General features: G+C 67.3%; 17 protein-coding genes, 1 tRNA gene and 1 pseudogene. 12 read left to right on the top strand and 7 right to left on the bottom strand.

What is annotated here, in order from left to right:
• Nucleotides 1-78: 78 nt before the first annotated feature.
• Entirely contained in the window at nucleotides 79-1332 is a 1254-nt protein-coding gene (locus NWF34_RS08425; protein WP_258324684.1) for a benzoate/H(+) symporter BenE family transporter, read from the top strand.
• A gap of 144 nt (nucleotides 1333-1476) precedes the next feature.
• On the opposite strand, the gene NWF34_RS08430 is transcribed toward NWF34_RS08425, so the two are convergent.
• Nucleotides 1477-2901 (bottom strand): aldehyde dehydrogenase family protein, encoded by a 1425-nt coding sequence (locus NWF34_RS08430; RefSeq protein WP_191834862.1) that lies wholly within the window; start codon nucleotides 2899-2901, stop codon nucleotides 1477-1479.
• A 184-nt stretch (nucleotides 2902-3085) separates the two neighbouring features.
• Between NWF34_RS08430 and NWF34_RS08435 the strand changes: the two genes are divergently transcribed.
• A complete protein-coding gene (locus NWF34_RS08435; protein ID WP_006434364.1) occupies nucleotides 3086-3406 on the top strand; it encodes a putative quinol monooxygenase in 321 nt (106 codons plus the stop codon).
• A 15-nt stretch (nucleotides 3407-3421) separates the two neighbouring features.
• Here NWF34_RS08435 and NWF34_RS08440 read toward each other — a convergent pair whose 3' ends face one another.
• The 3 genes from NWF34_RS08440 to NWF34_RS08450 form a co-directional block, all read right to left on the bottom strand.
• Nucleotides 3422-5773, bottom strand: coding sequence for an MMPL family transporter (locus NWF34_RS08440; protein WP_006434365.1), 2352 nt, complete (start codon nucleotides 5771-5773; stop codon nucleotides 3422-3424).
• A gap of 1 nt (nucleotide 5774) precedes the next feature.
• Nucleotides 5775-6449 (bottom strand): TetR/AcrR family transcriptional regulator, encoded by a 675-nt coding sequence (locus tag NWF34_RS08445; RefSeq protein ID WP_024497786.1) that lies wholly within the window; start codon nucleotides 6447-6449, stop codon nucleotides 5775-5777.
• A 101-nt stretch (nucleotides 6450-6550) separates the two neighbouring features.
• Nucleotides 6551-6766 (bottom strand): hypothetical protein, encoded by a 216-nt coding sequence (locus NWF34_RS08450; protein WP_006434367.1) that lies wholly within the window; start codon nucleotides 6764-6766, stop codon nucleotides 6551-6553.
• A gap of 117 nt (nucleotides 6767-6883) precedes the next feature.
• On the opposite strand from NWF34_RS08450, the gene NWF34_RS08455 reads away from it, so the two are divergent.
• Both NWF34_RS08455 and NWF34_RS08460 read left to right on the top strand, forming a co-directional pair.
• Nucleotides 6884-7711, top strand: coding sequence for an SDR family oxidoreductase (locus NWF34_RS08455; protein ID WP_006434368.1), 828 nt, complete (start codon nucleotides 6884-6886; stop codon nucleotides 7709-7711).
• A gap of 91 nt (nucleotides 7712-7802) precedes the next feature.
• A complete protein-coding gene (locus NWF34_RS08460) occupies nucleotides 7803-8660 on the top strand; it encodes an SGNH/GDSL hydrolase family protein (RefSeq protein WP_248664721.1) in 858 nt (285 codons plus the stop codon).
• Between the two features lie 35 nt (nucleotides 8661-8695).
• Here NWF34_RS08460 and NWF34_RS08465 read toward each other — a convergent pair.
• Nucleotides 8696-8769, bottom strand: a tRNA-Leu gene (locus tag NWF34_RS08465).
• Nucleotides 8770-8846: 77 nt separating this feature from the next.
• Here NWF34_RS08465 and NWF34_RS08470 point away from each other — a divergent pair.
• The 5 genes and pseudogenes from NWF34_RS08470 (at nucleotide 8847) to NWF34_RS08490 (ending at nucleotide 14825) form a co-directional block, all read left to right on the top strand.
• Nucleotides 8847-10095: pseudogene (locus NWF34_RS08470) on the top strand (oxygenase MpaB family protein).
• Nucleotides 10096-10194: 99 nt separating this feature from the next.
• Nucleotides 10195-12480 carry an MMPL family transporter gene (locus tag NWF34_RS08475; RefSeq protein WP_258324721.1) on the top strand — a complete coding sequence of 762 codons (2286 nt, stop codon included), beginning with the start codon at nucleotides 10195-10197 and terminating at the stop codon, nucleotides 12478-12480.
• The gene (locus tag NWF34_RS08480) at nucleotides 12437-13135 is read left to right on the top strand and encodes a TetR/AcrR family transcriptional regulator (RefSeq protein ID WP_096273678.1); all 699 of its coding nucleotides are present in this window, start codon (nucleotides 12437-12439) and stop codon (nucleotides 13133-13135) included. The genes NWF34_RS08475 and NWF34_RS08480 overlap by 44 nt, the downstream gene beginning before the upstream one ends.
• A gap of 130 nt (nucleotides 13136-13265) precedes the next feature.
• Nucleotides 13266-14129, top strand: coding sequence for a Bax inhibitor-1/YccA family protein (locus tag NWF34_RS08485; protein WP_096273680.1), 864 nt, complete (start codon nucleotides 13266-13268; stop codon nucleotides 14127-14129).
• Between the two features lie 135 nt (nucleotides 14130-14264).
• Nucleotides 14265-14825: a DUF6790 family protein gene (locus NWF34_RS08490; protein WP_096273682.1), complete on the top strand. Its 561-nt coding sequence runs from the start codon at nucleotides 14265-14267 to the stop codon at nucleotides 14823-14825.
• A 61-nt stretch (nucleotides 14826-14886) separates the two neighbouring features.
• On the opposite strand, the gene NWF34_RS08495 is transcribed toward NWF34_RS08490, so the two are convergent.
• A complete protein-coding gene (locus NWF34_RS08495) occupies nucleotides 14887-16110 on the bottom strand; it encodes an acetyl-CoA C-acetyltransferase (protein WP_096273684.1) in 1224 nt (407 codons plus the stop codon).
• Between the two features lie 51 nt (nucleotides 16111-16161).
• Nucleotides 16162-17109, bottom strand: coding sequence for an SGNH/GDSL hydrolase family protein (locus tag NWF34_RS08500; RefSeq protein WP_198362503.1), 948 nt, complete (start codon nucleotides 17107-17109; stop codon nucleotides 16162-16164).
• A 79-nt stretch (nucleotides 17110-17188) separates the two neighbouring features.
• On the opposite strand from NWF34_RS08500, the gene NWF34_RS08505 reads away from it, so the two are divergent.
• From NWF34_RS08505 to ilvA, 3 genes are read left to right on the top strand one after another with little or no spacing between them, the layout of a single operon-like run.
• The gene (locus NWF34_RS08505) at nucleotides 17189-18583 is read left to right on the top strand and encodes a cystathionine beta-synthase (RefSeq protein ID WP_006434378.1); all 1395 of its coding nucleotides are present in this window, start codon (nucleotides 17189-17191) and stop codon (nucleotides 18581-18583) included.
• A 12-nt stretch (nucleotides 18584-18595) separates the two neighbouring features.
• A complete protein-coding gene (locus NWF34_RS08510; RefSeq protein ID WP_096273686.1) occupies nucleotides 18596-19768 on the top strand; it encodes a cystathionine gamma-synthase in 1173 nt (390 codons plus the stop codon).
• Nucleotides 19769-19792: 24 nt separating this feature from the next.
• Nucleotides 19793-20992 carry a threonine ammonia-lyase gene (gene ilvA, locus NWF34_RS08515; RefSeq protein WP_096273688.1) on the top strand — a complete coding sequence of 400 codons (1200 nt, stop codon included), beginning with the start codon at nucleotides 19793-19795 and terminating at the stop codon, nucleotides 20990-20992.
• Nucleotides 20993-21110 lie beyond the last annotated feature (118 nt).

A 21110-nucleotide genomic window follows, 5' to 3' on the forward strand; every position in this document is an offset into this window, starting at 1 on the left:
ATCGTCGATAAACACCTGCGATCAATCCCCGGAAACTGTGTCCTTGTTCTTGCCGAATGCGCAACTACCCTCGCCCACATGTACGCACCCAGCTTCGAGCGGCCGCCCGGTACCCGGCCGGGTCCGTCGTCGATACTGCGCGACGCGGGCGGGGCCTACCTCGCGAACGGACTGATCGGGCTGATCTTCGCCGCGTCCGGTCCGGTGGCGGTGATCCTGGCAGCGGGCGCGGCAGGCGACCTCACGACCGCGCAGCTGACATCGTGGATCTTCGGTGTCTTCGTGCTCAACGGAATCCTGACGGTGGTCGCGAGCTGGATCTACCGGATGCCGCTCGGATTCGCATGGACGATCCCCGGCACCGTGCTGGTCGGCGCGGCGGTACAACACCTGACCTGGGCCGAGGTGGTCGGTGCATTTCTCCTGACCGGTCTGCTCATCATCCTCGTCGGTATGACAGGTCTTGTGCGACAAGCGATGTCGTTGATACCGATGCCCATCGTGATGGGCATGGTCGCGGGTGTGTTCCTGCAATTCGGTCTGGACATCGTCGGGGCGGTCGGCGCCGACCCGCGGGTCGCGGTACCGATCGTCGTCGCCTTCTTCGCACTGCACTGCCACCGGACGGTGAGCCGGCGGGTGCCACCGATCATCGGGGCGTTCGTGGTGGGTGCGATCGCGGTCGTCGCGACCGGGTCCTTCCACGTCGACGCCGCGGCGTCGACGATCGTGGCCGTGCCCGTGTTCACCACCCCGGAATTCACCGTTCGTGCCGCGATGGAACTGGTTGTGCCGCTGGCCATCACCGTGATCGTCGTCCAGAACGGCCAGGGTGTCGCGGTGCTGCGCGAGGCCGGACACCATCCGCCGGTCAACGTGATCGCCCTCGCCAGTGGCGTGTGGTCGGCACTCGCGGCATCGGTCGGCGCCATCTCGTCCTGCCTGACCGGCCCCACCAACGCGCTGCTGGTGTCGGGCGGCCGCCGGGACCGGCAGTACATCGCCGCACTGACCTTCGGACTTCTCGCGATCGTGATCGGGGTGTTCGCGCCCGTGTTCGTCATGCTCATGCAGGCGATGCCCTCGGCGTTCATCGCGACGGTGGGCGGGCTGGCGTTGCTCGGGGCCCTCCAGGGAGCGTTCCGCGGAGCGTTCAGCTCCCGATTCACGACGGGAGCGCTGGTGACCTTCCTGGTCACGGTGTCGGATCTGACCGTCCTGAACATCGGGTCGGCGTTCTGGGGGCTCGTCGCCGGAACCGCGGTGTCGTGGGTCGTCGAGCGCGACGACTTCCGTGCCACCGACCCGATCGAGCGGGTGTCGTCTGCCTGAGGTGGGGGCTTCGACGCGGTGCCTCGCTTCGCTCGGTACCGGCTCAGCCGGCGGAGGGGGCCGGGGTGAACGCGCGAGAAACCGGCGGGCGCATCCGCAGTGGACGCGCCCGCCGGTCAGAGGGGTGTCAGACCCGGTGCGGCGTCAGGAGCCATAGCCGAGCAGCGACTTGACCTCGAGGAACTCGTCGAAGGCGTAGTCGCCCCATTCGCGACCGTTGCCGCTCTTCTTGTAACCACCGAACGGCGCGACCGGGTCGACGGTGGCACCGTTGAGTCCGATCGAACCCGCGCGGATGCGCGAACCGATGCGGCGGACCTCGTCGAGGTCCTTGCCGGACACATAACCGGCGAGGCCGTACTCGGTGTCGTTGCCGATCTTGATCGCCTCGTCGATCGAGTCGTAGCCGATGACGACGAGCACCGGACCGAACACCTCGGTGCGGGCGATCTCCATGTCATTGGTGACGTTGGTGAACACCGTCGGCTTGACGTAGTAGCCGGTCTCGAGACCTTCCGGACGACCCGCACCACCGATGACCGGGGTGGCGCCGTCGGCGATCGCGCGTTCGATGAGGCCCTGGATCTTCTCGAACTGCGCCTCGGAGACCACCGGGCCGAGCTGGACCTCGGTCGTCGGATCGCCGACGGTGATGTTCGGCTCGACCGACTTCGCGATCTCGGCGACCTCGTCGAGACGCGAGGACGGCACGAGCATGCGGCTGGGCGCGTTGCACGACTGGCCGGAGTTCATCATCATCGCCGCGATGCCGCCTGCGACGTTCTTCGCGAAGTCCTCGTCGTCGAGGATGATGTTCGGGCTCTTGCCGCCGAGTTCCTGGGCGACGCGCTTGACCGACGGCGCGGCGGTCTTGGCGACCTCGATGCCGGCGCGGGTGGAGCCGGTGAACGAGATCATGTCGATGTCGGGGTGGGCGGCCAATGCCGCGCCGACGCCGGGTCCGTCACCGTTGACGAGGTTGAACACGCCGGCGGGAACGCCTGCGGCGTCGAAGATCTCGGCCACGATGGCGGCGCTGAACGGTGCCACCTCGGAGGGCTTGAGAACCATGGTGCAGCCGGTGGCCAGAGCCGGGGCGACCTTGCACATGACCTGGTTGAGCGGCCAGTTCCACGGCGTGATGAAGCCGCAGACGCCGATCGGCTCCTTGACGATGCGGTGCCCGCCGCGGTCCTCGCTGAACGAGAAACCGGGCAGCTGCGCGGCGGCGGTCATCAGGTGGCCGAGGCCGATCGGCACCTGGGCGGCGTTGGTGAGGCCGACCGGCGAACCCATCTCCTCGGTGACCGCGGCAGCCAGATCGCCCATGCGGTTCTGGTATTCGGCGATGATCCGGTTGATGACCTCGAGGCGCTCCTCGACGGTGGTCTGGCCCCAGGTCTCGAAGGCGCGGCGCGCGGCGTCCACCGCGGCGTCGACGTCGGCGGCAGTCCCGATGGCCACCTGACCCGCCGCCTTCTCGGTGGCCGGGTTGATCACGTCGATGAGGTTGAGTTCGACGGGGTCCACCCACTGGCCGTCGATGTAGAACTTGGTGATGTCCGGCATGTCGCCTCCGTTGCAGCAAAGATGTGAAGACATTTGTTGTGGTTTCACACTCTATGCCCTGACGCGGTCGAGGTCTCGTGAATCTCACCAGCCGCAAGCGGTCGCTCGCCGAGACATTTTGGGACAGTGGTCCCAGTCGCATTTTGCGACGCTCGTGCCGCCGCCGGGGGACTAGGGTCGAGGCATGATCCTCATCGTCGTGAAATGGCCGATCAAGCCCGAGTACGCGGACGAATGGCCCGAGCTGTCACGTGAGTTCACCGAGGCGACCCGTGCCGAACCGGGCAACAAATGGTTCGACTGGTCGCGTTCGCTCGACGACCCGAACACCTACGTGCTGGTCGAGGCATTCGACGACGACGCGGCCGAGGCGCACGTGACCTCTCCGCATTTCAAGCAGGCCCAGCAGGAGCTGCCCAAGTACCTGCAGCGGACCCCGGACATCATCAACACCACCGTCGGCGGCGACGAGTGGTCGAAACTGGGCGAGTTCGAGGTCGACTGAACGAGACCGTCGCGGTCACCGGCCGGCGCGGACCTCGGCCTCGGGGGAGGTGCGGGTCGCGGGGCCGGAGTCGTCGAGCCTGAGGTTCTCGCCCTCGATGTCGACGTTGGGCAAGATGCGGTCGAGCCAGCGCGGCAGCCACCACGCCTTGTCGCCGAGCACCGTCAGCACCGCAGGCATCAGCGTCATGCGGACGACGAAGGCGTCGAAGAAGACGGCCGCGGCCAGCGCGAAGCCCATCACCTTGATGAAGGCCATGTCCTGCAACATGAACGCCGCGAACACCGAGATCATGATCGCCGCAGCCGCCGCCACGACACGTGCGGAGTGCCGGTAGCCCTCGACGACGGCGGTCGTGGCGTCGGCGCCGTGCACGTAGGCCTCCCGCATTCGCGTCACGAGGAACACCTGGTAGTCCATGGCGAGACCGAAAACGATGCCCACCAACATGATCGGCAGGAACGACACCACCGGTTGCGGATTGCCGACGATCCCCAGGGCGCCGTCGGTGAACAGTGCGACGGTGACACCGAAGGTCGCCGCGACACTGAGCAGGAAGCCCAGCGCGGCGGTGAGCGGCACCAGGATCGACCGGAACACGATGATCAGCAGGATGAACGCCAGCCCGACCACCACCAGCAGGTAGGGGATCAGCGAGTCGGACAACCGCTCGGAGATGTCGAGTTCGATCGCGGTCTGTCCGGTCACCCCATAGGAGATGCCGGTGGTCGCGGCGACCCGCGGTTCCATGTCCCGCAGCGTCTGGACCAGTTTCGGGGTGGCCTCGTCGGACGGAGCGGTCGACGGAATGATGGTGATCTTCGCGGTGTCGCGGGCCTCGTTGAGCCCGCCCGCGCCGATCTGCGCGATTGCCACACCCTCGATCTGGGCGAAGTCGTCGACGAGGGTGTCGAAGGTGCGGAGGCGATCTCCGGTGTCCTCGATACCGCGCCCGTCGGCGACGACGACGAGCGGCCCGTTGAATCCCGGACCGTAGCCTTCGGCGACCATGTCGTACGCCTGCCGCTGCGTCGTCGACGGCTCGGACGTCCCGTCGTTGGGCAGTGCCAGCTTGAGACCTGTCATCGGGACCGCGAGTACGACGAGGACGCCGACGATCACGGCGGTGACGGCACGCGGATGGGCGACGATCCGCTGGACCCAGCGCTGACCGTTGTGCACGCGTTCGGTCTCGTGCGGTTCCACGTCGGGTGCGTTGAGCCGGGGGAGGCGCCCACCGAAGGTCCTGCCGCCGAACAGGCCGAGAATGGCCGGTAGCAAGGTCAGGGCGACCAGAACCGCGACGATCACCGTGGCCGCGGCTGCGACACCCATCGCGGTGAGGAACGGGATGTTGACGATCCCCAGCGCCGCCAATGCGATCACGACAGTGCTGCCCGCGAACACGACCGCCGATCCGGCGGTGCCGACAGCCCGGCCGGCCGCATCGGCGCGGTTCGCCGACCGATGGATCTCGTGCCGGTATCGGGACACGATGAACAGCGCGTAGTCGATACCGACGGCCAGCCCGATCATCGTCGCGAGGATCGGGGTCTCCTTGCTGAGGTCGAAGAAATGGGTGCCCAGCTGGATGCCGAGCATGCCGATCGCGACGCCGACGATCGCGGTGATGATCGGCATACCCCAGGCGACCAGGGAGGCGAACGTGAGGATCAGGATCAGCGCGCCGAAGCCGATGCCGATCAGCTCCGAGGTGATGCCGAGCTCGAACTGCTGGGTGGCCGTGCCCTTCATCTCGACGGTCAGTCCCGCGGCTCGTCCGTCCTCGGCGACGGCGTCCATCTGCGCGCGGGTCGTCTCGGTGATGTCCGACGACGCCTCCACGGCGAAGGACGTACCGAATTGCGCGACGGTGGACGAGGAGTTGATGGGCGAGGTCGCCTGCGCATCGGCCGCCGCGTCGGCGGCACTCTTGCCGAAGGTCCGCTCCTGGAAGGTCTGGGACAGTTCTCTGAGTCGGCCCGGGGACTGTTCGGTGCCGTACGAGACGAACGGATTGACGATCGAGTCGGGGCTCTCGACCGCCTCGACCTTCTTGAGGTCGACGACCATGTCGTCGATGGCCCGCTGGTACCGCGGTTCGGTCAGCGTCGAACCCTGGGGCGCCCGAACCACGTAGGTGACGCTGACGTCGGTGCCGAAAGACGGCTCGCCGGGGAAGCGCTCGACCATGAGGTCCTGCGCCTTCTCCGAGGGGATGCCCGGGATGGAGAACGATTCCGACGCGGGTTTGGCCAGCAGCGATGCGCCGACACCGAGTCCGATGAGGACGAGAACCCAGATCGCGATCGTCTTGAGACGGTTCTCGTACGTCCAGCGTCCGAGTCGGTACATATGTGTTGCCACGTCAGGGCTCCTTGTGGGATGCGTCGGCCAGGTCGTTCAGAAGCGGGACGGGACGCCCCAGACCGGCCGACATCTGGTCGAAGGCGGACTCGAGCACGGTGGACAGGACGGGTGGCATGGATCCGCCGGACGCATGTGCGGCGCGCTCGCTGCGTGCCACGAAGTACTCGAGGGCCACCCGCGCGGTGGTGATCGCCGTGTGGACGACCAGGTGTGGGTACATCGCGTCGGCCCGCTGGCCGCGGCGATCGTAGAGCTGGGCAAGTCGGGCCTCGAACGTCTGATCGAGGTCGATGTCGCGCGTTCGGGCGGTGAGTGCCGGGTCAGTGTCGAGAAGTCGCAGCAGCGCGACGATCTCGGCCGGCTCGCCGACGTCGAGTGAGGTGGCGGTCTCGATGAGCGCGGTCCGGACCGAACACCAGAAGCTCTCGCCGGCCGGTCGGGCCTCGATCCGTTCGATGACCGAATCCAGCAGGGAGTCGACGAAGTGGAGAAGCGCGTCTTCTTTGCCGCCGAAGTAGTTGTGGAAGGTGCGGACCGAGACGTTCGCCTCGGCGGCCACCGCGTCGATGGTCACGTGTTCGATGCCGTCGCGGATCGACAGGCGGAGCACGGCGCGCGCGAGCGCCTTGCGCGTGGCGGCCTTCTTGGCCTCGCGGAGTCCGGAGGGGTGCACTCCTCTACGGTAGTTGCAAGAACCTACAAACTTGCAGGCGGGTGCATAATGCAAGAGTTGTCTCAGTGGTGGGTCCGGAGTGGCGGGGCTCACACGGCGCGCTAACCTCCGTGCACGCTGCTGAGGATCGCCACGATCACGCCGGCGACCGTCAGTACGCCGACCACCCACCCCATGGTGATCGCCAGGCGTCGGCGCCCGAAACGGGCCGCGTTGATCGCGATGCCGAGGCACACCAGGATCGCGATCGAATACAGCGAGATGCCGAGGGTGAGGAGCGCGACAGAGGAATCGGCGGCCAGGACCTGGGTGGACATGCCACGAGTACATCACCACGGTGCCGACACGAACCAATTCGGCCGAAGAGTCCCGAACGGGGCGGGCCGACCTAGCGCTTGCTAGGGTGCCCGCAGCGGTTCGGTCGAGGAGGGTGCGTGGACGTCGGCGGCAAGATCTTCGTGGTGACAGGCGCGGGCAACGGTATCGGGCGTTGTGTCGCACTCGATCTCGTCTCTCGAGGTGCGACGGTGGTCGGCGCGGACATCAACGAGGTCGGTCTCGCTGAGACCGGGCGGCTCGCGGTGGACTTGTCCCGCTTCCGTTCCCATGTGCTCGATATCGGCGATCGCGAAGCGGTGCAACGGTTTCCGGGGATCGTGCGCGCCGAAGTCGGTCAGGTCGACGGGTTGTTCAACATCGCGGGGATCGCTCAGGACACACAGCCGATCGCGGAAGTCGGCGACGACCGCGTCGATCTGCTCATGCGCGTCAACTACTTCGGCACCGTGTGGCTCACCCGGGCCTTCCTGCCCGACCTCGAACAGCGCCCCGAAGGTGGACTGATCCTCATCACGTCGAGTCTGTCCGGGCTCGCGCCGTTCCCGGGCGCCGCGTTCTACGGGGCCAGCAAGGCCGCGGTCGCGCTCTTCGCGTACGGCCTCGCGCAGGATCTTCGGGGGAAGAAGTCGAAGGTCACCGTGACCACTGTCATCCCGGGCACCATCTGGACCGATCTCGTGCGCAAGACCTCTCAGGCCCTCGGCACCCCCGAGGCCGTCGCGAAGGGTTTCGCGATGGCTCCGGAGAAGGCCGCGCGTCGGATCATCGACGCGGCGCTCGACGGTCGGGTCCGCGCGGTGGTCGGGAAGGATGCGCATGTGTTCAACGGTGCGCGCAGGCTGAGTTCGCGGTTGAGCGAGCGGATGGCGTATGCGCAAGTGGGTCGATTCGTGTATCGGTCGTCGAGTCGTCGGAACGGATGACATCGAGCCGGGAGCGGGACCTCCTGGTTGAATGCGGTCCATGCGATCCTCTCGCGGGCCGTCCTCCGCACGCACCTTCGTGACCCGTGTCGTGACTGCTGTGATTGCCGTGTCCGTCGTCGTGGGGCTCGGTGCCGCTCCGGCGCTTGCCGCGCCGCCGAACGCGGCGCGCAAGACACTCACCTACATCGCCCTGGGTGATTCGCGAGCGGCCAGCCCGACCACGCTCACCCAGGTCCAGGGGTGCTCGCGTTCGGAGACTGCCTACCCGAACCTGCTCGCGAAGACCATCGGTGCGACGTCATTTCGCACAGTTGCCTGTGCGGGCGCAAAAGGGGAGAACATCACCTCGGTGCCGCAGCTGCGCTTGGATGGAGTCCATCCGCCGCAGATCCAGGCGGTGCGTCCCGACGCGGACCTGATCACGATCTCGATCGGTGCCAACGATGCCGACTGGGGCAACCTCTCGCGCTGGTGCATCGCGCCGATCGAGGGTATGGACTCGCGCTGCCGCACCAATCCCTTCTATGTGAACGGGGTCAACCACGGGCTGCGGGCGCTCGAGGCCGCGATCAACTCGTCGCTCGAGGCTGTCCGTGGGCGGGCACCCGACGCTGCCATCGCAGTGGTCGGTCAGGGTGGGTACTTCGGCGACCGCGGGTGCTATCCGGCCAACCCGGCGAGCGACGCCGACATATCGTTCATCCGGAACAGTTTCATCGGCAGGTACAACACGATCCTGGAGAAGGTGTCCGAGCGTCACGGCGCCATCTTCGTCGACATCCAGAACCAGGTCGTGGGACATGATGCGTGCTCGCGTGACAAGTGGTTCGAGGGCTTCGTGCCGACCAGTGTCTACCTCGGATTTCACCAGCACCTCAAAGGAAATCAGGCCATGGCCCGCCTGATCGCCAGGGCGCTGCCGGAGAACCTGCGCACCTCACGCTGAGTCCGCCGAATCGTCGTCGACGCCTGTGAAACGAGTGCCCCCAGTCGGACTCGAACCGACACTGTGCCGATTTTAAGTCGGCTGCCTCTGCCAATTGGGCTATGGGGGCTTCCCGGTGAGCATAGTCAGGTTCCTTGACCTGCCTCTTCCTTGACCCGCCCACCGCAGCGGGTGATCATCGGAGACATGGACGCGACAGCGGTGACCGGCGCTCGGAACTGGGAGGCTGTCCGGACGCGGCATCCCGAACTCGTCGAACGGCTGGAAGTCGGCCTCTCCCAGGGTGACCCGCTCGCCGACGCGGTGGTCGTCGAGGCCCGCGAACGCGGGATGTCGTTCTCGACATTGGTCGATCTCCTGGAGTCCCACGCGGATCCGGCCGCGCCTGATGATCCCGACCGGATCGAGATGCCGGCGTCGATGCGCCGACTGCTCAGGGCGACGAGCACCCCGCCCACGTGGTTCGACGCGGCAATCGCGGCGTCGGGGGCGCGTGCGTGGTGGCGATTCGGCACCCTGCAATCGTCGACGCTCTATCAGTCGCTGATCTACGGGTACAAGGCGCAGGGTTTCGTGCGGCCCTTGGTCGCCACGGGCCGCCCGGGGCTGGGGACGCGCGATCGGGTGCAGTCCACGGCGCGCTGGGTCGCGGAGGCCACCACGCCCGGAGCGATGTTGCCGGGAAATCCCGGTTGGGTTGCGACACTGCGCATTCGGCTCCTCCACGCGTACATCCGGGACACCCTTCGCCACCCCCATCGCGTCGACGGGGAGGACGCCGCGGGCTGGGATGAAGATGCGTGGGGAGTGCCGATCAACCAGACCTACTCGATGATGACGATCTCGTGCGGGTTCCTGGCTCTGCCGCTGGTGGTCGCGCGTGACTTCGGCATCCACTACAGCAGCGCCGAACGCGAGGCGATCACACCTGTGGCGGTGGATCGGCTGGGTCGTCGGCGTCGACGACGACCTGCTCCCGGTCAGTCACGCCGAGGCGGCCGATCTGTTCCGGGTTGCCGCCGAGTTCGAACTCGAACCGGACGATTCGTCGAAGGTGCTCATCAAGGCGTTGCTCCACGAGGGCTATGACCTCCCCGGCGTCGTGCAGGGCGCGGCGCCGATCCCGGTGCCCGCGGTGCTGGTGTCCGCGCTCGACGTGGTCACGGGTCCCATTCTCCGGTCGTCTTTCTCCGCGATTTCCACCCGGTGGGTGGAGCGTCCGGTGGCCCGCCGCATGGGTTTGCGACGTTCACCGCTTCACCATCTGGTGGACGTCGCGCGTCCGGCGATCCGGTTGCGGGAGATCATCCGTGCCACGGGACTGCTCGGTTCGGAATCGGTGGTCATCGAACGGGAGCTCCGAACGGTGCGTCGTGGAGTCGGTATGAATCGTGCGGCTGCTCACGACCCGCACTCGGTGATCCACGCAGGTTGATCCATTGACCCGGTAAGTTACTGCTGATAACTTAACGCCGTAAAGTCGACCGAGGCGAGGGGGCGCACGGTGGTTCGATTGACACGGCTGATCATCTCGATGCCGAAGAGGGTGCTGCTCGGCGCCTTCATCCTCATCGTGGTGTGTGGTGCGTACGGCGCGACCGCCGCCGAGCATCTGCTGGCCGGCGGTTACAGCGATCCGAACGCGGGCTCCGCAAAGGCCGACAAGGTACTCGACGAGACGTTCAATCGCGGGGGCATCCAGGTCGTCCTCAAGCTCGACGGTCCGGCCGGTGTCGACATCTCGCGTGATCCGACCGCGAAAAGCGTGGCGGACAACGTCATCCGTGAACTCGACGCGAACGAGAACGTGCAGGACCAGATCCTGTCCGTCTGGGCCGACCCGGCGCTCGACTCGGCGCTGGTCAGCCGCGACCGGACGTCGGCGCTGATCATCGTCTCGCTCGAGGGCGGCGAGGATCTGGCTCCCGCCCGGGCGGCGGAGATCGAGGAGGCGTTCACCGGCGAGCGCGACGGGATCTCGATCCGCGTCGGCGGCCAGGCGCTCGTGTACTCCCAGGTCAACGAACAGACCGCGTCGGACCTGTTGATGGCCGAGGCGATCGCCATTCCCATCACCTTCATCGTGCTGATCTTCGTCTTCGGTGGGCTCATCGCCGCGGCGATTCCCGTCGGCATCGGCATCGTCTCGATCATCTTGACCTTCGCGCTGCTGCGGGTGATCGGTTCGATCACCGACGTCTCGGTGTTCGCGCTGAACCTCACCACCGCAATGGGTCTGGCGCTCGCGATCGATTACACGTTGCTGCTGCTCACGCGCTACCGCGAGGAGGTCGAGCGGGGACGCGACCGCCCCGACGCGATCGTCCGGACCCTGGCCACCGCGGGCCGCATCGTGGCGTTCTCGGCGGTGACGGTTGCGCTCTCCCTGAGTGCGTTGGTGCTGTTCCCGCAATACTTCCTGCGCTCGTTCGCCTTCGCCGGGCTGGGCGTCGTGGCCGTCGCGGCCCTCTCCGCGCTCATCGTGACCCCGGCCGTGCTGATGCTCCTCGGCGACCGGATCGATGCGCTCGACGCCCGCAAACCCGCGCGCCGTCTGCTGCGTCTGCAGCCGTCGCAGCCTCGCGAACCGGAGGACACCTGGTGGTACCGCCTCGTCCAGTGGGTCCTACGCCATGCGCTCCCCGTCGCAGCCGTCGTCACCATCTTCCTGTTGGTCCTCGGCGCACCGTTCCTGTCACTCAAGATGGGCTTCCCCGACGACCGCGTGCTGCCGGAGTCCGCGAGTTCGCACGCCATCCAGCAGGAGATCCGCGACGACTACGAGGTCGACCTCTCCTCGGCGGTCACCATCGTCGTACAGGGGCCGGTGGGGCAGCAGTCACTCGCCGCGTACACATCGGCGCTGTCGCAGGTCGACGACGTCAATTCGGCGGGCTCGTCGGCCGGGACCTTCGTCGAGGGTCAGGCGGTCGCGCCCGGCAGTCCCGACGACAGTCGCGGCGACGTCCACATCCTCAACGTGTCGACCGACCGGGACCCGACCAGCGATGCCGGCATCGGGCAACTCGACGACCTGCGCGCGGTCCCCGCGCCGAACGGTACCGAGATCCTCGTCACCGGGCTTGCGGCGACCACCGATGACACCGTCGGCTCGATCTACGCCCACCTGCCCTGGGTGCTCGCGCTCATCGCGATCGCCACGTTCGTCCTGCTGTTCCTCTTCACCGGCAGCGTTGTCCTCCCGCTGAAAGCGCTGGTCCTGAACATCCTGTCGCTGTCGGCGACCTTCGGCGCGATGGTGTGGTTCTTCCAGGAGGGGCACCTCGGCGGCCTCGGCACCACGGCCACCGGGACGCTGAACGCGACCATGCCGGTGCTGCTGTTCTGTGTGGCGTTCGGTCTCTCGATGGATTACGAGGTCTTCCTGCTCGGACGCGTGCGCGAGGAATGGCTGAAGTCCGATCGCACCCGCGGGGCCAGCGATCATGCCGTGGCACTGGGCCTTGCGCGCACCGGTCGGGTGATCACCGCGGCGGCCCTGCTGATGAGCATCGTGTTCGCCGCGATCGCGGCCTCGGAAGTGTCATTCATGCGTATGTTTGGGGTGGGGCTGGCCTTGGCGGTGCTGATGGATGCGACCCTGGTCAGGATGTTCCTGGTGCCCGCGTTCATGCGCCTCGCCGGACGCGCCAACTGGTGGGCGCCGGCGCCGCTGAGGAAGCTCCACGACCGCTTCGGTCTGTCCGAGGAAGTGTCCGAGGACGACCCGCCACAACCACACCGGATACAGGAGAAGAACCGAGCGCAGGAGAACAGTGACGACACGCAGACGGGCGAGATCACCTCGCGGAGCAGGTGAGATCCTCGCCGAGGAGATCATCGAGGCCGCGGGCGAGCTGCTGGTCGAGCATGGTGACGACACCGCCATGTCGATCCGGGCGGTCGCCACTCGCGTCGGCGTCACGCCACCGTCGATCTACCTGCACTTCGCCGACAAAGACGCCCTGCTCGACGCCGTGTGCGCCCGCTACTTCGAGCGCCTCGACGATCAGCTGGCCTCCGCGGCCGACGGCATAGACGATCCGCTGGAGCGGGCCTTGCAGCTCGGCCTCGCCTACGTGCGGTTCGCCGTCGCGACCCCGGTGCTCTACCGCGTGGCCTTCGGGAAACCAGCCGACGCCGCGCATCCGTCCAAGGTCGACCAGGTGCTGGTCGCCAGCGCCTACACCCGGTTCGTGGACACGGTCACCGAACTCGCCGACGAGGGGTTGTTCGGCCGCGACGACGTGAACGACGTGGTCCTCGAACTGTGGGCCGCCGCGCACGGCATCGCATCGCTGATGCTGTCCAAACCCGGACTGGGCTGGGGGGACGACTTCCGGCGCGCCGAGGCCACGCTCAAGGCAGTGTGCCTCGGACGTGCGGTGATGTCCGCTCACACCGACTGTGGGGACCCCGAGACCGCGCGGACATGGCTGGCGACCCTCCGGACTCGGCAGCACGAGAGACAGTGATGAACGACAAGATGGTCAAGGGCCGGTAAAGTCGGATTCGACACGGTCACTCTTGTCGTCCCGTCAGGGAACTCACAGGAATGGCTTGACGTTGAGACGGTATAGATCCGTACCGATTAAGGAGCGCTTCGTGCGAGAGAGCAGCAATCCGGTGATGCGCGGCGTGGTCCGCGACAATCAATCCGGATACGCGGGGTTCGGGGCCGGCACGGCCGGCACCGGCGTCGCGATGAACAAATACGGTCAGGCAGCTGACCCTTACACCCAGGCGCCGCCCGCCACCCGGCAGCTCACCATCGACGACGTGGTCACCAAGACCGCGATCACCCTGGGCGTCCTGACCGTCGTCGCAATCGCGACCTACTTCGGCATCAGCAGCCGGGCCACCGAGTCCGCTCAGGTCAGCCTCGCGCTGCCGCTGATGATGGTCGGTGCGATCGGCGGTCTCGTCCTCGTCCTGATCGCGAGCTTCGGCCGTAAGCAGGACAACCCGGCCATCGTGCTCGCCTACGCGGCATTCGAGGGACTGTTCGTCGGTTCGATCTCCTTCGCCTTCGCGAACCTGGTCGTCGGCGGCGACATCTCCGCCGGAGCCCTGATCGGACAGGCGGTTCTCGGTACGTTCGGCGTGTTCTTCGGCATGCTGTTCGTGTACAAGATCGGCGCCATCCGCGTCACCCCGCGCTTCACCCGCATGCTGTTCGCCGGCATGATCGGTGTGCTCGTGCTGATGGTCGGCAACCTGGTGATCGGCCTGTTCACCGGCGAGGCCGGTGTCCTGCGCGACGGCGGCCCGATCGCGATCATCTTCTCGCTGGGCTGCATCGCGCTGGCGGCGTTCAGCTTCCTGCTCGACTTCGACTCGGCGGACCGTCTCATCCGCGCCGGCGCACCCGACCGCGCAGCATGGGGCGTCGCCCTCGGCCTGACCGTCACCCTGGTCTGGCTGTACGTCGAGATCCTGCGCCTGCTGAGCTACTTCAACTCGGACTAGTTCCGACGCGGCGGTCCCGCATCCGATTCACAACGAACCCCACACCCGCGCCGGTGTGGGGTTCGTTGTCGTCTGTGCGGAGGAAATAGGTGTCAAGTGGGCATCCGCGGACAAGAGCTGTGTCGACCATCGAGGATGGTGTTTTTCCTGATTCAGCTCGCGTTGATGATCGTCGGCGCGATAGTGCACATCCTGGCGGACAGGTCGGCGCGTCGACGCACCATCGGCCGCAGTGCAGAACTCGTGCTGCTCTGGATTCTCGTACCCGGCGGAGTGTTCGGCGTCTTCGGCGGCTTCGGGCACGTCGGACCGAATGCCCCGGAGATCGCCAAGGACATCGGACCGGACTTCATCCCGTCGATGTTCCAGTGGGAGCTCGGGTGGAACGACATCGCCGTGGGGTTGATCTGCCTGCTGACGTTCCGGATCCGCAACCGCGGCGGATGGCTCGACGCCGCGGTGTGGGCGCTGGCGATCAGCTACGGCGGCGACCTCGCCGGGCACATCTCCCAGTACTACATCCACGACAACACGGCGACGAACAACGTGTGGGCCATCCCCGCCGAGATCTACATCGTCGGTGGGGCCGTGATCGCGTGGGCCGTCTACCGACGAACAACCCCTCGCAGCGTCGCGGTTCTGGGACCGAACGCGGCGAGGGGCGTCGAAGAGCGAGAGGAGACCTCGGTCAGTTGAGGCGCTACGCGCGGGTCAGTTGAGGCGCTACGCGCGGGTCAGTTGAGGCGCTACGCGCGGGTCAGCTGAGGCGCTCGAGAACCATGGCCATACCCTGACCGCCACCCACGCACATCGACTCGATACCGAAGGTCTTGTCATGGGTGCGGAGGTTGTTGAGCAGGGTGGTCGTGATCCGCGCACCGGTCATACCGAACGGGTGGCCGAGAGCGATCGCGCCGCCCGAGACGTTCAGCTTGTCGTGGTCGATGCCGAGTTCGTTCGCCGAGCCGAGCACCTGTACGGCGAAGGCCTCGTTGATCTCCACGAGGTCGATGTCGGACAGCGACATCCCGGAGATCTTGAGCACCTTGCGGATCGCCTCGATCGGACCGAGGCCCATGATCTCGGGCGACAGTCCGGTGGCGGCAGTGGCGACGACGCGCGCCAGCGGCGTCAGGCCGAGTTCCTTCGCCTTGGTGTCGCTCATGATGACCAGCGCGGCGGCACCGTCGTTGAGCGGGCAGGCGTTGCCGGCGGTGATGGTGCCGTCGGGCCGGAAGACCGGCTTGAGCTGCGAGATCTTCTCGTACGTCGTACCCGCGCGCGGGCCGTCGTCGGTGGTGACCTGGGTGCCGTCGGCCAGGGTGACCGGTTCGATCTCGCGGGCGAAGAAGCCGGACTTGATGGCCGCTTCCGCGCGGTTCTGACTGAGGACGCCCCAGCGGTCCTGGTCCTCACGCGAGATGCCGGTGAAGCTCGCGACGTTCTCGGCGGTCTGGCCCATCGCGATGTAGACGTCGGGGATGAGTCCGTCCTGGCGGGGGTCGTGCCAGATCCCGGCGTCGCCCGCGGCGGCGAGTTCGGTGCGCGCCATCGCGTCGTCGAAGATCGGGTTCTTGGAGTTCGGGGCGCCGTCGGCACCGCCGGAGATCCCAAAGCTCGACACGCTCTCGACGCCGCCGGAGATGATGACGTCGGCCTCGCCGGCCTTGATGGCGTGCAGTGCCATACGTGTGGTCTGCAGCGACGACGAGCAGTAGCGGTTGACCGTGACGCCGGGGATGTGGTCGTAACCGAGTTCGACGGCGATCACGCGGGCGATGTTGTTGCCGCCCTGACCGCCCGGCTGGCCGATGCCCCAGTGGATGTCCTCGATGTCGGCCGGGTCGAGTTCGGGCACCTTCGCGAGGGCCGCCTCCACCATCTGGCGGGACAGGTCGTCGGGACGGACGTCTTTGAGGGATCCCTTGGCGGCGCGGCCGATCGGGGAGCGGGCGGTGGAAACGATCACTGCTTCAGCCATGCGCCCACGCTACCCCAACCAAGCAGATGCTTGGTTTGATGGGGTGGTAGATCACACCTGCTTGAGCAGGCGTCGGAGTCCGGTGGCCACGCGCGACTCCTCCACCGCCGGGGATTCCTCGGGAGGTTCGGGTAACGGTGCCGAACCCCACTCGCCGATGGCGTCGAGGACCGGTGGCATCAGGATGTCGGCGGCCAGCGCGTATCCCGCCGCCGACGGGTGGTACTGATCCGGGGACAGCATGAAATCGAGCTGGGCCCGGAACTCCTTGGCCATCAGGTCGGCGAGCGGAACCGACCGCCCACCCGCGGCACGGACCGCCGCGCGTTGGGCCGCAGCCAAACGAAGGCCCCACTGCCGCAACACTGTTCGCAGCGGCTGCGGGATGGCGGTGATGACGCCGAAGTCGGGGCAGGTGCCGACGACGACCTTCGCGCCGCCGCCGACGAGCAGTCGCACGGCGTCGCCGAGTCGGCGGGCCGACGCGCGGATGCCGTTGCGGGACGTCACGTCGTTCGCGCCGATCAGGATGATCGCGACATCCGGCCGTTCGTGGGCGATGAACATCGCGTCGATCTGGGCGGCCAACCCCTTCGACGTCGCGCCGACGATGGCCTTGTTGGCGTAGCGGACGGTCTTGCCGGTCTCGGCCGCGACTCGTCGTGCCACCTGCACACCGGGCGTCTCGTCGGCCGTGTCGACACCGAGTCCGGCCGCGGTGGAGTCGCCGAAGACGGTCAGGAACAGGTCGACTTCGGTGTCGCGGGTGTACCGCGTCACCCGGCCGTCCGGGTGATAGACGCCGTCGCCGTCGGGGGCGTTGTCGGTGCGGTGCGGGATCACGGTGCGGGCCGTCGCGGCCTGGCCGTTGAGGTAGTTCCAGACCGCCCATCCGGCACTTGCTCCAGCCGCAGTGGCTGCCGCCGTGGCGCCCACGTCACGGCAGACCCGGCCCCAGGCCCAACTGTCGGCACCGACCTTGCGACTCCAACCGGACACGGCCGCCAGTCTAGAGGTCGACGGCCGGGTGTCGGTGGCCGAGTGTCGGGGACCACGACGGTTCTGGGACCATGGACTCATGCGCATCGCCAATCACGTTGTGGACCTGGTGGGCAACACCCCTCTGGTCAAGCTGAATTCCGTGACCTCGCCCGGATCCGGGCTGGTCGCGGCCAAGGTGGAGTACCTCAATCCCGGCGGGAGCAGCAAGGACCGCATCGCGGTCCGGATGATCGACGCCGCCGAGGCCTCCGGTGAACTCAAGCCCGGCGGCACCATCATCGAGCCGACATCCGGCAACACCGGAGTCGGTCTCGCACTCGTCGCGCAGCAGCGCGGATACAAGTGTGTGTTCGTCTGCCCGGACAAGGTCGGCGAGGACAAGCGCAACGTGCTGCGTGCCTACGGTGCCGAGGTCGTCGTGTGCCCGACCGCCGTGCCGCCGGAGCACCCCGACAGCTACTACAGCGTGTCCGATCGTCTGGTCCGCGAGATCGAGGGCGGGTGGAAGCCGAACCAGTACGCCAACCCGGCCGGCCCGCAGAGTCACTACGAGACCACCGGCCCGGAGATCTGGGCCGACACCGACGGGAAGGTCACGCACTTCGTGGCGGGCGTCGGCACCGGCGGCACCATCACCGGCACCGGGCGCTACCTCAAGGAGGTCTCCAACGGTGCGGTGAAGGTCATCGGCGTCGACCCCGAAGGGTCGGTGTACTCCGGCGGGACCGGACGCCCGTACCTCGTCGAAGGCGTCGGTGAGGACTTCTGGCCGGCCGCCTACGACCCGGAGATCCCCGACGAGATCATCGCGGTCTCCGACGCGGATTCCTTCGACATGACCCGCCGCCTCGCCCGCGAGGAAGGGCTCCTCGTCGGCGGTTCCTGCGGTATGGCCGTCGTCGCCGCCCTGCAGGTCGCCGAGCGCGAGGGGCCCGACGCCCTCGTCGTCGTACTCCTGCCGGACGGCGGACGCGGCTACATGGCCAAGATCTTCAACGACGAATGGATGAGCAGCTACGGCTTCCTCCGCACCCCGCTGGACGCCAACGCCAAGGAGTCGCTGGTCGGCGACGTGCTGCGCGGCAAGACCGGCGCCCTGCCCGACCTGGTCCACACCCACCCGCAGGAGACGTTGCGCGACGCCATCGAGATCCTCCGCGAGTACGGGGTGTCCCAGATGCCGGTCGTCGGCGCCGAACCGCCGGTCATGGCCGGCGAGGTCGCGGGTGCGGTCACCGAGCGAGACCTGCTCAGCGCCGTCTTCGAGGGACGCGCCAGCCTGGCCGACCCGGTCTCGGCGCACATGGGAGATCCGTTCCCGCTCATCGGTTCCGGTGAGCCGATCAGCGCTGCCACCAAGGCACTCGGCGACAGCGATGCGCTGATGGTCGTCGAGGACGGCAAGCCCATCGGCGTCATCACACGCCACGACCTGCTCGCGTTCGTCTCGAGCCACCCGATCGTCGGATAGGAGCACACCACTGTGAGTGAACGACGCAGCGCCGCGGATTCGGTTCGCTGGCAAGGTTTCTCGACCCGCGCCATTCACGCCGGATACGATCCGGATCCCCAGACCGGCGCGGTGAACGTGCCGATCTACGCCAGCTCGACCTTCGCCCAGGACGGCGTCGGCGGACTGCGCGACGGATTCGAGTACGCCCGCACCGGCAACCCGACGCGACGGGCGCTGGAAGCCAATCTCGCCGCACTCGAACACGGAACCTACGGTCGCGCTTTCGCGTCCGGTATGGCCGCCACCGACTGCCTGCTGCGTTCGACGCTGCGTCCCGGCGACCACCTGGTGATCCCGAACGACGCCTACGGCGGCACCTTCCGACTCATCGACAAGGTGTTCACCCAGTGGGGCATCACCTATTCGGTGGCACCGGTGTCCGACGTCGCCGCGGTGCGCGACGCGATCCGTCCCGAGACCAAGCTCGTCTGGACCGAGACACCCACCAACCCGTTGCTCAACGTCGGCGACATCGAAACCCTCGCCGCCATCGCGCACGAGGCCGGCGCGAAGCTCGTGGTGGACAACACCTTCGCCTCCCCGTACCTGCAGCAGCCGCTGACCCTCGGCGCCGATGTCGTCCTGCACTCGACCACCAAGTACCTCGGTGGTCATTCCGATGTCGTCGGTGGTGCGCTGGTCACCGACAGCGAAGAGCTCGACGAGGCGTTCGCCTTCCTGCAGAACGGGGCCGGTGCGGTTCCCGGACCGTTCGACGGCTACCTCACGATGCGCGGCACCAAGACGCTCGCCGTCCGCATGGATCGCCACTGCGACAACGCCGAGAAGGTCGTCGAGTTCCTGAGCTCGCACGACAAGATCGACGCCGTCCTGTACCCGGGACTCGAGAACCACCCGGGACATGCGGTCGCCGCCAAGCAGATGAAGCGCTACGGCGGCATGGTGTCGGTGCTGGTCAAGGGCGGCATCGAAGAGGCCAAGCAGTTGTGCGCCCGCACCGAGGTCTTCACCCTCGCCGAGTCGCTGGGCGGCATCGAGTCGCTGATCGAACACCCCGGCGCGATGACCCATGCGTCGACCGCCGGCTCGTTGCTGGAGGTCCCGGCCAACCTGGTTCGTCTGTCGGTGGGCATCGAGGACATCGACGACATCCTGGGCGACCTGGAGAACGCGCTGCGCTGACAGCCAGCGGTTGATACCGGCCCAATGCTGCTCACATCTGCAGACATCGAGAAGGCGACCGCCGAGTTGTCCGGCGTGATCCGGCGGACGCCGGTGATCGCGTCCCGCGTGCTGTCCGAGCGAAGCGGGGCCGACGTCTGGCTGAAGTGCGAGAACCTGCAGCGAACAGGCTCGTTCAAGCCGCGGGGTGCCTATCTGCGGATCTCCCGGTTGTCCGCCGACGAGCGGGCACGCGGCGTCGTCGCAGCGAGTGCGGGCAACCATGCGCAAGGGGTCGCCTGGTCGGCAACCGAGCTGGGCACCACCGCACGGGTGTACATGCCGACCGGCGCGTCGTTGCCGAAGATCGCGGCGACGAAAGCCTATGGCGCCGAGGTGGTTCTGGCCGGTGAGACGGTGGACGACGCACTCGTCGAGGCCCAGCGGTACGCGGACCGGACCGGTGCGGTGCTGATCCATCCGTTCGATCACCTCGACATCGTCGCCGGTCAGGCCACGGTCGGGACCGAGATCCTCGAGCAGATGCCCGATGTCACGACCATCGTCGTCCCCCTCGGCGGCGGCGGTCTGCTCGCCGGAGTCGCGGCCGCGGTACGGGCGTCGAGGCCAGACGTCCGAGTCATCGGCGTGCAGGCGGCCCAGGCCGCGGCATGGCCGACGTCGCTCGCGGCGACGCGTCCGGTGCCCGCGGCGTCGATGAACACCATGGCCGACGGCATCGCCGTGGCCCGGCCGGGCGACGTCCCGTTCGAGCACGTCACAGAGTACGTCGACGAGGTCGTGACCGTCAGCGAGGAAGAACTCAGTACGGCGCTCCTGCTGATGCTCGAACGGGCGAAGATGGTCGTCGAACCCGCGGGCGCGGCAGGTGTGGCCGCCGCGGTGGGCGGCACGCTCGACCTGTCGGGAAAAGTGTGTGTCGTGTTGTCCGGCGGCAACATCGACCCGTTGCTGCTGCGCCACGTGACCACTCACGGCCTCACCGCCGCCGGGCGATTTCTCACCTTCACCGCCACCGTCTCCGACCGCCCGGGCGGACTTCTCGCGCTGCTCGAACTGCTCCGCGACCAGGGTGCGAGCGTCATCGACATCGTGCACTCACGCGTCGCCGACGACCTCTACCTCGGCGAGGTGCAGGTGACCGTCAGCGTCGAAACGCGTGGGCCTGATCACCAGCACGACGTCCGACGCGCGTTGAGCGAGGCCGGTTTCCTGCGGGGATAGCTCGGCGAGGTTGTGGATGGGCCGTATGCCTGTGCAAGCTCCTCGTCGTCGGGCTTCGTGCGCACTTACCTTGCCGTGCATGGGAAGACGTTCACACTCATCCGAGTCGGCATGGGGA

The sequence above is a fragment of the Gordonia sp. GONU genome (genome assembly GCF_024733855.1).
GTDB classification, from domain to species: domain Bacteria; phylum Actinomycetota; class Actinomycetes; order Mycobacteriales; family Mycobacteriaceae; genus Gordonia; species Gordonia amicalis.

Coding starts and splice junctions, on each gene's coding strand:
- NWF34_RS08495 (WP_096273684.1), bottom strand. CDS start 16,110: ATGGCTGAAGCAGTGATCGTTTCCACCGCCCGCTCCCCGATCGGCCGC.
- ilvA (WP_096273688.1), top strand. CDS start 19,793: ATGCTGCTCACATCTGCAGACATCGAGAAGGCGACCGCCGAGTTGTCC.
- NWF34_RS08425 (WP_258324684.1), top strand. CDS start 79: ATGTACGCACCCAGCTTCGAGCGGCCGCCCGGTACCCGGCCGGGTCCG.
- NWF34_RS08490 (WP_096273682.1), top strand. CDS start 14,265: ATGGTGTTTTTCCTGATTCAGCTCGCGTTGATGATCGTCGGCGCGATA.
- NWF34_RS08475 (WP_258324721.1), top strand. CDS start 10,195: ATGCCGAAGAGGGTGCTGCTCGGCGCCTTCATCCTCATCGTGGTGTGT.
- NWF34_RS08505 (WP_006434378.1), top strand. CDS start 17,189: ATGCGCATCGCCAATCACGTTGTGGACCTGGTGGGCAACACCCCTCTG.
- NWF34_RS08430 (WP_191834862.1), bottom strand. CDS start 2,901: ATGCCGGACATCACCAAGTTCTACATCGACGGCCAGTGGGTGGACCCC.
- NWF34_RS08450 (WP_006434367.1), bottom strand. CDS start 6,766: ATGTCCACCCAGGTCCTGGCCGCCGATTCCTCTGTCGCGCTCCTCACC.
- NWF34_RS08435 (WP_006434364.1), top strand. CDS start 3,086: ATGATCCTCATCGTCGTGAAATGGCCGATCAAGCCCGAGTACGCGGAC.